At 54.5% G+C, this 11,875-nt stretch carries 13 protein-coding genes and 1 pseudogene; 3 read left to right on the plus strand and 11 right to left on the minus strand.

Going from position 1 to position 11,875, the window contains the following annotated elements; all coding sequences use genetic code 11:
* Positions 1-32: 32 nt before the first annotated feature.
* Both QZR14_RS19975 and QZR14_RS19980 read right to left on the minus strand, forming a co-directional pair.
* Complete coding sequence (locus QZR14_RS19975; RefSeq protein WP_311997523.1) at positions 33-818, minus strand: DeoR/GlpR family DNA-binding transcription regulator; 786 nt, start codon at positions 816-818, stop codon at positions 33-35.
* A 255-nt stretch (positions 819-1,073) separates the two neighbouring features.
* The gene (locus tag QZR14_RS19980; protein ID WP_311997524.1) at positions 1,074-1,967 is read right to left on the minus strand and encodes a LysR family transcriptional regulator; all 894 of its coding nucleotides are present in this window, start codon (positions 1,965-1,967) and stop codon (positions 1,074-1,076) included.
* A gap of 85 nt (positions 1,968-2,052) precedes the next feature.
* Here QZR14_RS19980 and QZR14_RS19985 point away from each other — a divergent pair, with 85 nt between their 5' ends.
* Entirely contained in the window at positions 2,053-2,829 is a 777-nt protein-coding gene (locus tag QZR14_RS19985) for an NAD(P)H-dependent oxidoreductase (protein ID WP_311997525.1), read from the plus strand.
* Positions 2,830-3,065: 236 nt separating this feature from the next.
* On the opposite strand, the gene QZR14_RS19990 is transcribed toward QZR14_RS19985, so the two are convergent.
* The 3 genes from QZR14_RS19990 to QZR14_RS20000 all read right to left on the minus strand — a co-directional run bounded on the left by QZR14_RS19990 (position 3,066) and on the right by QZR14_RS20000 (position 5,058).
* Positions 3,066-4,088, minus strand: coding sequence for an AbrB family transcriptional regulator (locus tag QZR14_RS19990; protein ID WP_311997526.1), 1,023 nt, complete (start codon positions 4,086-4,088; stop codon positions 3,066-3,068).
* A gap of 142 nt (positions 4,089-4,230) precedes the next feature.
* Positions 4,231-4,653 (minus strand): HD domain-containing protein, encoded by a 423-nt coding sequence (locus QZR14_RS19995; protein ID WP_311997527.1) that lies wholly within the window; start codon positions 4,651-4,653, stop codon positions 4,231-4,233.
* A gap of 15 nt (positions 4,654-4,668) precedes the next feature.
* Positions 4,669-5,058, minus strand: a complete 390-nt coding sequence (locus QZR14_RS20000; protein ID WP_250604461.1) for a hypothetical protein — start codon at positions 5,056-5,058, stop codon at positions 4,669-4,671.
* Between the two features lie 166 nt (positions 5,059-5,224).
* On the opposite strand from QZR14_RS20000, the gene QZR14_RS20005 reads away from it, so the two are divergent.
* Complete coding sequence (locus QZR14_RS20005) at positions 5,225-5,656, plus strand: hypothetical protein (protein WP_311997528.1); 432 nt, start codon at positions 5,225-5,227, stop codon at positions 5,654-5,656.
* A gap of 77 nt (positions 5,657-5,733) precedes the next feature.
* Here QZR14_RS20005 and QZR14_RS20010 read toward each other — a convergent pair whose 3' ends face one another.
* Complete coding sequence (locus QZR14_RS20010) at positions 5,734-6,018, minus strand: hypothetical protein (protein WP_250604457.1); 285 nt, start codon at positions 6,016-6,018, stop codon at positions 5,734-5,736.
* Positions 6,019-6,155: 137 nt separating this feature from the next.
* Between QZR14_RS20010 and QZR14_RS28145 the strand changes: the two are divergent.
* Positions 6,156-6,414: pseudogene (locus QZR14_RS28145) on the plus strand (fructose-bisphosphate aldolase).
* A 200-nt stretch (positions 6,415-6,614) separates the two neighbouring features.
* Here QZR14_RS28145 and QZR14_RS20020 read toward each other — a convergent pair.
* The 5 genes from QZR14_RS20020 to QZR14_RS20040 all read right to left on the minus strand — a co-directional run bounded on the left by QZR14_RS20020 (position 6,615) and on the right by QZR14_RS20040 (position 11,830).
* Positions 6,615-7,304 carry a hypothetical protein gene (locus QZR14_RS20020; protein ID WP_250604455.1) on the minus strand — a complete coding sequence of 230 codons (690 nt, stop codon included), beginning with the start codon at positions 7,302-7,304 and terminating at the stop codon, positions 6,615-6,617.
* A 158-nt stretch (positions 7,305-7,462) separates the two neighbouring features.
* Positions 7,463-8,392: a 5'-nucleotidase gene (locus tag QZR14_RS20025; protein WP_311997529.1), complete on the minus strand. Its 930-nt coding sequence runs from the start codon at positions 8,390-8,392 to the stop codon at positions 7,463-7,465.
* Positions 8,393-8,441: 49 nt separating this feature from the next.
* Positions 8,442-9,080, minus strand: coding sequence for a hypothetical protein (locus QZR14_RS20030; RefSeq protein WP_250604451.1), 639 nt, complete (start codon positions 9,078-9,080; stop codon positions 8,442-8,444).
* A 274-nt stretch (positions 9,081-9,354) separates the two neighbouring features.
* A complete protein-coding gene (locus tag QZR14_RS20035; RefSeq protein ID WP_007950154.1) occupies positions 9,355-9,903 on the minus strand; it encodes a cupin domain-containing protein in 549 nt (182 codons plus the stop codon).
* Positions 9,904-10,546: 643 nt separating this feature from the next.
* Positions 10,547-11,830 (minus strand): NAD(P)/FAD-dependent oxidoreductase, encoded by a 1,284-nt coding sequence (locus QZR14_RS20040; RefSeq protein ID WP_311997530.1) that lies wholly within the window; start codon positions 11,828-11,830, stop codon positions 10,547-10,549.
* Positions 11,831-11,875: the final 45 nt, after the last annotated feature.

Here is an 11,875-nt window from a genome sequence, read left to right on the forward strand (position 1 = left end):
AGCGATGAGGCCATCAGCCCCACCACAAAACCTCAATCCGCCAACTGCTCCACCACAATCCCCAACCGCCGGTAATCCTCGACACTCCCCGACGCCACATGCCGCTCGGTAATCAGCGTATGCAGGCGCGAACACGGCGCCACCACAAACGGCTCCACCGCCCCCAACTTATCCGCCGTGGTCACCGCAATCACCCGCGTGGCGCCATCGAGCATCGCCTGCTTCACCGGCACTTCATCGAAATGCAGCGAGGTGATCCCCACCTCCGGATGAATCGCACACACGCCAGTAATCGCCAGATCCGCCTTGATCCCCGCGAGCAAACGCAGCGCCTCATGCCCACCCGCCGCCATCGTTCGCGGGTTCAGCTGGCCGCCAGCGAGAATCACTTTCACACCCTTGAATTCAGACAGGGCAATCGCCGTCATCGGCGAAGCGGTCACTGCCGTGATGCTGATATCTGCACGCAACGAGCGCGCCACCTGCAACGTGGTCGAGCCGGAATCGAACAGCACAATCTGCCCGTCTTCAACTTCCTGCGCCGCCCGTTGCGCCAAACGAACCTTGACCTCATCCGTCTCGTCCAGCCGGGTGAAGTAGTCCTTGCCGGAATCTTTCGGACGCGGCAACGCGCCGCCGTGGACACGCTGCACCAGCCCGGCAGTGTCCAGTTCGGCGAGGTCGCGGCGGATGGTGTCTTCGGAGACTGCGAAGTGCTGACTCAACTCGGACGCCATAACTTTGCCGTCACGTTCGAGAAGCAAAAGGATTTTCTGTCGACGCAGGGATGGCAGTTCAGCTGCGGAATGGTCGTGCATGGTTATGCCTGTTTGTGCTTGTAGTTGCAGGTTTCGCGAGCTTAGCCAAAGCTCTGAGCAAACACAAACCAACGGGGTATCAATCGTTTCGATCATTGGAATCGACAAGGCGAATTTTTTCTTTGCTTTCAACCTGTTCAGAATGACCGCACTTCCAAAAGGCTCAGGATGAACACCTCATGAATCTCAATTTTGCGTTTGCGTGCATGATCGTCGTGTCGTTTGCGATTGCCCTGGGCCACGCCTGACAGCGCCTCAGACCGACGCCAGCAATTGCTCGCGCAGCCATTTGTGCGCCGGATCACGATGCGAACGTTCACCCCAGAACATCGCCATCTCGTAGCCCGGCACCTCCAGCGGTGCGTCGACCACTTGCAGCGCCGGGTTGCCACGCACCAGACGTGACGGCAGCATCGCCACCAGATCGGTGCTGGCCAACACCGACATCGCCATCAGAAAGTGCGGCACCGATAACACCACTTTTCTCATCAGCCCGACATCGGCAAGCGCACGGTCGGTCACCCCGAAAAAGCCCCCACCCTCGCGGGACACCATCACGTGCTCAAGCGTGCAGAATTGTTTGCGCGTGGGCGCAGACTTTAATCCGGGATGGCCGACTCGACCCGCCAGCACATAACGCTCGGTGAACAGCGGCCACCGATGCAACTCCGGCGGCGCGTCTTCGCTGATGTGCAGCGCCAGATCGAACACACCCTGCTCGGCCTGTTTGACCAAATGCGCAGGTGTCAGATCGATCACCGCCAGACGCGTGCCCGGCGCCTGTTCACGCAAGCGGCTCAGGGCCGGCAGCACCACCGTCGACTCGCCGTAATCGGTCGCGGCGATTTTCCAGGTGTGCGTCGCCTGCGCCGGGTCGAACGCACTGGCCGGCGCCACCGCCCTCTCCAACGCCTCAAGTGCCTCGCGCAACGGCTCTCGCAGTTCATCGGCGCGTGCCGTCGGGCGCATGCCGCGCGGTCCGGGCAACAGCAGCGGATCGCCAAAGATGTCGCGCAACTTGGCCAGATGCACACTCACCGAAGGCTGCGACAGATTCAGACGCTGCGCCGCTCGGGTGACGTTGTGCTCCGCCAGCAACACATCGAGGGTCAGCAGCAGATTGATATCCAGCCGTCTCAAATTATTCATGGCTATACCAGACATATCAGACATTCATTTCCAATATACCTGTTGAACGCCGATCCTGCAGTCACTCAGCCAACGGAGCTTCAACATGAACGTATTACTGGTCTACGCCCATCCTGAACCAACGTCCCTAAACGGCTCGCTGCGCGACTTCAGCGTCCAGCGCCTGCAAGCCGCCGGCCACACCGTGCAGGTCTCCGACCTCTACGCGATGAACTGGAAAGCCACCCTAGACACCGACGACGCCCCGGAGCGCGATGCGACGAAACCGTTCCACGCCTCCCTCGACTCGAAAGTCGCCTACGCCGAAGGAACCCAGGCTGCCGACATCGCCCGTGAGCAGGAGAAACTGTTGTGGGCCGATGCGCTGATTCTGCAGTTTCCACTGTGGTGGTTCACCATGCCGGCGATTCTCAAAGGCTGGGTCGATCGGGTGTACGCCTATGGTTTTGCCTACGGCGTTGGCGAGCATTCCGACAGTCGTTGGGGCGAGCGTTATGGCGAAGGGAAAATGAAAGGCAAACGGGCGATGTTGATGGTTACCACTGGCGGCTGGGAATCGCACTATGCGCCGCGCGGGATCAATGGGCCGATGGATGATTTGCTGTTTCCGATACAGCACGGGATTCTGTATTACCCAGGTTTCGAAGTGGTGCCGCCGTTTGTGGTGTATCGGACCAGTCGGATGGATGCGGCGCGGTATGCCGAGACTTGTGATGAACTGGGGCGGCGGCTGGATGAGCTGTGGAGTGCACGGCCGATTGGGTTTCGGCAGCAGAATGGTGGGGAGTATGAGATTCCTGCTTTGACCTTGAAGAGCGATATCGCGCCGGATAGCGAAGGCTTCGACGCACACATCCGCTAGTGCCGCATCGACCTCGCAGAGCAAAAGCCCCTCACCCTAACCCTCTCCCAGAGGGAGAGAGGACTGACCGAGTTGTTTTTTCGAGCTACGCCGACCTGATATCTCGAGCTGAACTCAGCTTTTGAAAGGCACCGAGATCGGCTCCCTTCCCCCTCGCCCCCTTTGGGGGAGAGGGCTGGGGTGAGGGGGATGGATCTAACTGACACACCGCAACATGCTGGCATCAGCAGCTCCGGTCACGTTTCCTCCCGCACCCGCCGCACCTGCACCAACAACGCCGGGGCAAAATGCAGCAGCACCATCCGGCTCAAATGATGAGTCAGAATAAACACCACATTTAGCCCGCCACCAAACGCGACAATCGCAATCGTCTCAATCGCCCCCGGCATGTACGCCAGCCACAACGACAGCGGATCACTGCCCAACCACCGTGCCGCGACTTCAGCAAACACCGCCGCCACCACGATCATCAAACCGACCGAGACCAATGCCGTACGACCGTGACGCCCCAGCTCCTCAAAGCCAAGCCCCTGAAACCTTGAGCCGATCCGCACACCGAGAATCAGTGCCGCGAGATTCAAACTCCAGTCCGGCATGTGAAAACCGTGCAGCCATCCCGATTTGACGAACACGGCAGTGATGATGATCGCGGTGAGCATGAACGGCGCCGGTACGCCGATCACCAGCAGCAAGCGCCCGAGCAGCACGCTCAGCGCGATGACCGAAAACGCAGTCAGCGCCATGCCTGTCGTTAAAGGATCACCATCGGCAACCGCCACCGCAGCCGCCTGGCCGGGAATCAGGAAACTCACCAGTACCGTGATCAGCAGCAAGCGCATCAGATGCACGATGATGACCTTGCTTGACGCTTTCTCCGACTCGAGTAAATCGAACACCGCTGCCAGCGCACCGGGATAAACCGCCAACAGCGCATCAGTACGATTCCAGCCCGCACCGCGTGTCAGCCACCATCCGGCCAACGCGATCTGCACTGTCAGGCAAATCAGCAATACGCCGAGGCTAGGCAACATCGTCGAAGCCGTCTCGCTGTCCCACGCTTCGAACATCAGCCCGGTGGCGATGCCCAGCGTGACCTGGATGTAGCCCAGTCCATAAGGCGTTGCCGGGGCGATACCGGTTTTACTGGCGAACAATGCGGTGACGACAATCGACCCCAACAGCAGGCCGTGGGGAACGCCTTCGAACTGCAACAGTGCGCCGAAACTGGCGGCAATCAACAAACAGAAATTGGATTTCATAGTCGCCTTCCTGGCTATCTACCTGACACACCACAACCCCATGTAGGAGCTGCCGAAGGCTGCGATCTTTTGACTTTTGTTTTTAAAAGCAAGATCAAAAGATCGCAGCCTTCGGCAGCTCCTACAGGGGATGAATTCGTTTTCAGCCGCGCAACCGGCCAATCGCCCGGCGGTATTTTTCGATTCGTTCGAGGTCCTCCCAACTCGGCGAGGCAATCCGCGACAGGTCGCTGTTCTCTTCCAGATCCGCCAATTTCACCACTCGACCGATCGGGTTCTGCGCGGCGCGGTCGACGAAGTCTTCATAGGGTTCGCCCGGCACTTTGGTCACCGATTCGATAGCGCTCAAAACTTCCTCGCTGAAGCCTTCCTTACGCAAATCATCGAGGCTGACACCGCAATCCTCAACCACATCGTGCAGCACGGCGACGATGCGTTCTTCCAGCGTGCTCATGCGCAACATGACTTTAAGCGGATGCAGAATGTACGGCGCTCCGCCCTTGTCGACCTGCCCGGCGTGTGCCGTGGCGGCGATGGCAATAGCGCGTTCGAGGGTCTGGGTCATGGGAGTCTCCGTGGGTTAAACGCCGTAGCGGCCGCCGACGTGGATGTTGCGTTTGAGCCAGTTGCCGATTGCCCTCAGGCGTCCGATGGGCTTCGCTGGCCCGCAATGCTGCTGAAGAATCAGCGACACCAAAGTAGCCTGATCGGCTGTTGGATTGGCATCGATCAACTCGGCAACCCACGCGCAATCAGCCTTCTGCAGATGCTCACGCCACTCACCCGGCCAGCCATCCAGCTCATCCAGCGCCAACCACCGGGCACCGCCATGTTCCATATGCCCGCCAGCCATCGACTGCTCGAAACAGAAAGGCGTGTCTGGCTTTGAAGGGTCTATGTGAAACAGGTAGATGTCGTGGAATGGATGCTGCGAGGGGGACGCATTATTGCGGCTGCCGATTTCGATCATGGGCAATGTTCCAATCCTTGGGCGCTGAATGTTTCCGATTGTTTCGCAGTGTACGCCACGGGAGCAAATCAAAAACCCGATGGAACCTCCCTCCTCCACGCCGTCTCGAAACTTTAAAGCGCCAACATCATCGATCAGACACGGCGCCCCTGAAGAGGAAACCCCGATGAACATTCGCTTCCTGCTTCTGCTCGCCAGCTTCGCCGTCATCCCCACCTGCGTCATGGCCGAAGGCTGCGACGTGCAGACCCAATCCTCCAGCGCCTCGGTGCCGGCGGTGGAAACCCACAGTTGTTATGAATACGAAGGCATGCCGGTCAACTCCATCGACTGGTCGTGCAGCAATGAAAGCAAAGACATGCTCAACAGCACTAAAACCAAAGTCGCACACTGCGCCGATCACTATCAGGCCACGTGCATCGCTACGATCACCCAAGAATCCCTGGCCAACCCGCACTCCACCAGCAAGGACAAGAATGCCAAGGCATTGAACATCCCCGACAACGCCCAGGTAACCACGTATTACTACGACGTGGAGCATTTGGCCCAGGCGCGGATTGATTGTGAGAATGGTGGCGGGCATTGGAAAACGAAGTAAACGACTGATATCCATGCTTGCGACAGACAAAGAAAAGCCCGGCTCAAAAAGACCGGGCTTTTAGTGCGCAACATCCATCAACCACCGCCGCTCCCGCCACTGCTGCTACCGGTTGATTGCCCAGCACCACTGGGTTTGGTGGCAGAAGGCACCGGTCCGTTATCCGTCTTCCCGCCATCTCCACCCTTGGGCAGCGAATCGGCATCCGGATCGGCATTGGTGGCTGGAGACGCTGGTTCACGAGTCTGGCTGTTGCCGTCGTTGGCTGTCGGAGTCGGCGTTTCGCCAGCCGCGATCGCGTACAGCGAACTGCCGGACAGCAACGCCGCGAGGGTTAACACCGCGATTTTATGGTTCAGCATGGTGGCTCTTCCTTTGCTCGGTGAGTTACAACATTGGAAGAAGCTGTGCGGCGAACGTGCGGCGTGTCGGACGAATGGCTACCGCCCTGTAGATTCGCCCAATTTCGATATCTGAAAACTTCGTAGGAAAACACCCCATGTGGCGAGAGAGCTTGCTCCCGCTGGGCTGCGAAGCTGCGCCAAAACCGGATAGTCCGTTTCCATCAGACATACCGCACGCCCCGGATTACGACGACTGCGTCGCCGAGCGCATCAATGCCGTCCTCAAATACCTCGGTTCATGCCTGCACTTGCCTGCTTGACCATACTGAACGCAACATCAACACCCTCACCAACATCCCCAGAATCATGATGCAGGGTGTGAGTGATGTATTTCGGGTGATTGAACAGCGGTGATTTCACTTATCAAACGGTAATTAATCCTCACTGAGAAAAAACTGCACAACTGCGGTTTTTTGTAAAAAAACCGAACAACTTCATGACACGCTAACCACCCAAACTTATAAATAACCGTTATTCATTACAAGCCAAGTCTTTTACTCAAATGGCCAATCAAGCCTATCAAGTAACCACAAAGCAAACCTCCGGCTAAGCTGTTACTTTTTCTTCTTCATTTTATCGAACGCCTCATCAACGCGCATCTTTTCATCCTCGGAAGGTTCGAATGAAAAATAAGACCCATCATTCATGTAAGCCCTATAAAAAACGTCGTGCGCCAACAAAAGCTCTAAGCTTATTACGCTCGAAGCATACATTCGCAAATCACTGACCATCCCATCGACATCCATGTCTAAATTCCTGATTTTATGAAGAGTTGAACTAACTCTGCCAATACTCAGAATTTGAGGTTGGTAAAACTTATTCAACGCTGCAAAAATCTCCTCTTTCTCTTTTTCGTCCACAGCGTCAGCGTACATCTCTAATAGACAGGTCAAGCCACGAATCTGACTCTCATCAAGTTTATCGACTCGATGTGAAGCCAATGTTATATAATTCTCGCATTTTGCAAACGTATGCCGTCTAAAATCAGCTTCTCTATTTTCGGCATGAGATATTTCAGTAAAACGCTGCTGACGATACAAAAAACATAATGTCGCAACTGCGATAATCGGACTATATATACCACCTAAGGCACTGCCCATTTTCGACCATTCGTCATGCGACGCCCAAATCCCAAAACCAAACGTATACGCATATGCCAGAATAGGCGAAAAGATGACAATCAACACCAAGAAAATCAAAAAAAACCTAAGTTTGTACGATTTTTTTGCTTTACTGAAAAACATCAACAAACGCTCCTTCACCACAACCAAAGCCTCCTTTAACTTCCATCACACGCCCCACACAAAAAATTCTCACCAGATACATTTTCCGCTTGAGCTACGAGCACGCTATGACCAAACAAATTACCGAAATAGGTCGACCAATAACCTCAGATTAATTTTTATATTTTATTCGCAACACCAAAGGGAACATGAACCATAGGGATATTGCCTGCGGGTGACTCCAAATGACTTCGCTGATCATCAAAAAACATATGTGGCCTTAATATCGACAACACCCTAGACTTATCCATACCCCCTAAAAAAAATGACTCATCAGCAGAAACACCCCATTCCTTTAGGGTAGTTACAACTCGCTCATGACTAGGAGCATTTCGCGCCGTCACAATTGATATTCTAAGAATTTTTTCATATTCAGAATCCTCTTTCATTCGCTTTTCTTCCAATTTTTGCATAAATGAAAGTTTTCTAAATAAATCCGCTAATGGTCCGGGTTGGTGAGGGATCGATTGATGTTCATACTCATGAGCTTGAAACTCACCCAAATCGTGATTTCTCTTAAAAACCGATTCGGCTTCGTCATCAGCGATAACACCGTCAAAGTCGAACGCAACTCGTAATTCCTTGTCCAGCTCGTCATCATAGACTTTGGACGGCAACACCACGCCCGCTGGATAGTTAGCATCAATAGCTTTTTGAACATCGCCTTCGTTTGCACTCAAAAATAACGAAGCGTTGAAAGCAGGAACATATTCATGAGGTGAACGTCCGGTCATGAAGGCAGCTCGACTGATATCCAAACCATAGTGCTTTATCGACCTGAACACCCTCATACCTGTTTCAGGAGAGTTTCTTGATAATAAAACCACTTCAACAGGGAGCTGCTTAGGAAAAGCTTTGTTGATACTGAGAAATCGACGTATAAAAGGAAAGGCCACTCCCTTTAACAGGGGAACATCAAGATTCTTTTCCTGATGAAGCCTATATTCCTCAACACCACTATCCAAATAAACACTATGAGACTCGGACAAATCAAATAGCGCACTCGACGCAACCCCAACCACCAATTTCCTTTCTATTGGATATGGCATTCAATACCTCACAAAAAATACACAACCCATCAACATTTCAAACAAACAATCATTTAAGCTGCGGCACTCCATCGATATTCGATAACCACCTATTCACAGCCTTTCTTTGTACTTCAGTAATTCGCCCACTGTTTATCAAGCCTTCCCTCACGCTTCTTAAAAAATCAATCTTGTCACTAGGCAGCTTATTGATTCCGACATCAATCCAAAAGAGATAATTATAGCAACGCTGGAGGCTGGCAAGCTTTAAGCTATCCGGCGACTTCGCCTCAATATTATTTATATGCAGAACCTCGGACTCAGTGAGCGACCTGGATTTCGAGACATTATAATACCCTCTCAATACAGAATATGATGTCTTCATGACATCTTTTAGTTTCTCCTCTCGAAGAGTCAGATATTCAATCGCTAGTCGAACGGGATCTAAACTCTGCCTTCCCCCTTTACCGCCCCCTGAGTTTGTATCACGTATATTATCTGAGAGTGTAAACCTTGTAAGGTCTGGAACACCTGAAAGAGTAAAGCCTTTTCCCAATTTCTTTTTAGCACAGGTCGGACCTGCATACGCAATGGAGCCTGTACTTTCATCTTCAAGCACAAATGCCTTTAAAGATGTAAGATAATTCTCGCAAAAATCACATTTTCGCGTCGTTTCCGTAAGGTCTTTCCGCAAAGCTTTATAGCCCATCCCAATCCCTGCCATTTATAACTCAAACAAACACAAAGCTCATCAAGCTAGTGAGCAACTAAACATATATCCACCATTAAGACGTCCATGCTACATATCGCCCATAACCTTCCGAAGCGCCTCATAAGCTACTCGCCAATCTCCAACACGCATAGAGTAATGGCACAACAGCATCACGCGCAACACTCTCAAGGGGTTTTACTACCAACCCTAACGACGGGTAAAAAAAAACCGCATCTCTGCGGTTTTTTTTATATCTAAAAAACTTTTTCTCTCAAAAATTCGCCGGCGTATTCGCACTAATAATCTCAGCCTCATCCGCCCCGATATTCCGAAACTTATGCGGCAGCGTCGTCGGAAAATAATACCCATCCCCCGCATTCAACACACTCACCGACCCATCCACGGTCAACTCCACCGTGCCACGCGTCACCAGCCCACACTCCTCGCCTTCCGCATGCACAATCGGCTCTTCCCCCGAACTCGCGCCCGGTGCGTATTGCTCACGCAGCAGACGCATCTGACGACTCGGCACCGAGGCGCCGATCAGCAGCAGGCGCAGGCCGTGGCGGCCGAGGTCGGGTTGTTCGTTGGCGCGGAAGACGTATTGGTGTTCGCGCGGGGGTTGGTCGAAGGTGAAGAAGTCGGCCAGGGACATCGGTATGCCTTCGAGCAGCTTTTTCAGTGAGCTGACGGAGGGGCTGACGCGATTCTGTTCGATCAGGGAAATGGTGGCATTGGTCACGCCGCTACGCCGGGCCAGCTCGCGCTGGGAGAGTTTGTAGCTTTCGCGTACTAGTTTGAGTCGAGAACCCGTATCCATGACTGCCTTATGTGAGAAGTACTTAGGCTCTGCGCGAAAACTGCCTGCGCGACGATCATGCTGCGTTAAAAACAGGCTCGGAATGCTCATGTAGGGCCCTACACTCCGCTTCCTCGCCTGTTTTTGCCTTGCCTGATCGCCGCTCGGCGGTTCTCGCGCAGACCCACGGGTAATGGGGGTGGGTGGCGGGTGACGCGCCGAGGGGCGCGGATCACGTTGCTCCCGTGTCCCGGAACCGTGAAAGGCGGCTATTAAATCACGTTTGCCGGTGTTGCTCAGCAGGTTCGATGGACGGTGGGTGAAATGAACCTGCCGGTGGTAATTCTGGGCTGAATACAAAACCTGTGGGAGCTGGCTTGCCAGCGATTGGGTGGCACATTCAACATCCCTTTTGCTGAAAGACCGCCATCGCTGGCAAGCCAGCTCCCACAGGTTTTGTGGTGTGTCAGCGGGAGTGATGGTGTCTTTTCTAACCTCATCGCGAGCAGACTCACTCCTACAATTTGATCTTTAGTGTTTCAGTCGGATTGATGTTGTGTTTGCTGGCCTCATCGCTGGCAAGCCAGCTCCCACATTTGGATATCAGGGAGTGTTGCGATAAGAAAAACCGGCGGGGTCTTGGGGTCGCCGCCGGGGAGGTAACCTAGATGCCGAAGCGGTCACGCAGCGAGTAGTAGACGGCGCCGAGGGCGGTCAGTGGGGCCGAGAACGTGCGGCCGCCGAGCATTGGCATGTGCGGCAGCGATGCGAAGGCGTCGAAGCGTTCGGCGTCGCCACGGATCATTTCCGAAATCAGTTTGCCGGCCAGGTGCGAGCAGGTGACGCCGTGGCCGCTGTAGCCTTGCATGTAGTAGGCGTTCTTTTCGATGCGGCCGAATTGCGGCATGCGTGACATGGTCAGCAGGAAATTGCCGGTCCAGCGGTAGTCGATTTTCACGTCTTTGAGCTGCGGGAAGGTCTTGAGGATCTTCGGGCGGATCAGTTGTTCGATGTCGTCCGGTTCCCGCGCGCCGTAGACCACACCGCCGCCGTAAAGCAGACGGTTGTCGGCGGTGAGGCGGTAGTAATCCAGCAGATAGTTACAGTCTTCAACGCAGTAGTTGTTGGTGATCAGGCTGCGCGCCTGCTTTTCGGTCAACGGCTCGGTGACGACGATCTGCGAACCGCACGGCATGCTTTTCGCGGTCACGCGGTTGTCGAGACCTTGCGGCAGATAAGCGTTGCCGGCGATCAGCAGGTACTTGGCGCGGACCTGGCCTTTGGCGGTGCGCACGACGTTAGGCTCGCCGTATTTGATTTCTACAGCCGCTGATTGCTCGTAAATCTTGCCGCCCAAACGCGTGATCGCAGCCGCTTCACCGAGCGCCAGATTCAGCGGATGCACGTGGCCGCCCTGCATGTCGAGCAGGCCGCCAACGTAAGCATCGGAGCCGACTTCGCGACGGATGTCGGCCGCGTCGAGCATCTTCAGATTGCGGTTGCCGTAACGTTCCCAACTGCGCTTCTGCTCAGCCAGACCGTTGAGTTGTTTCTTGTTCATCGCTGCGAAGATGCCGCCCGGGCGGTAGTCGCACTTGATGTCGTATTCCTTGATGCGCGAACGGATGATGTCGGCGCCTTCGAAGATCATGCTGCCGAGGATTTCTGCGGTCTTGTCGCCGTAGCGCTCTTCGATCACGTCGACGTCGCGGCTATAGGAGTTGACCAGTTGACCGCCGTTGCGACCGCTGGCGCCGTAGCCGACTTTCGCTGCTTCGAGCACCGCCACTTTGTAGCCGGCTTCGGTGAGGAACAGTGCCGAGGACAGGCCGGTGTAGCCGGCGCCGATGATGCAAACGTCGCACTCGACCGACTCTTCGAGGGTCGGGAAGTCGATGACTTCGTTGCGGGTGGCGGCGTAGTAGCTGTTTACGTGTTGCTGTTTCATACGTTTCTCCGAGGGCCGCTAATAAAAGGCGACCACCGCTGTAAT

This window comes from Pseudomonas sp. rhizo66, assembly GCF_031931925.1.
Taxonomy (GTDB): domain Bacteria; phylum Pseudomonadota; class Gammaproteobacteria; order Pseudomonadales; family Pseudomonadaceae; genus Aquipseudomonas.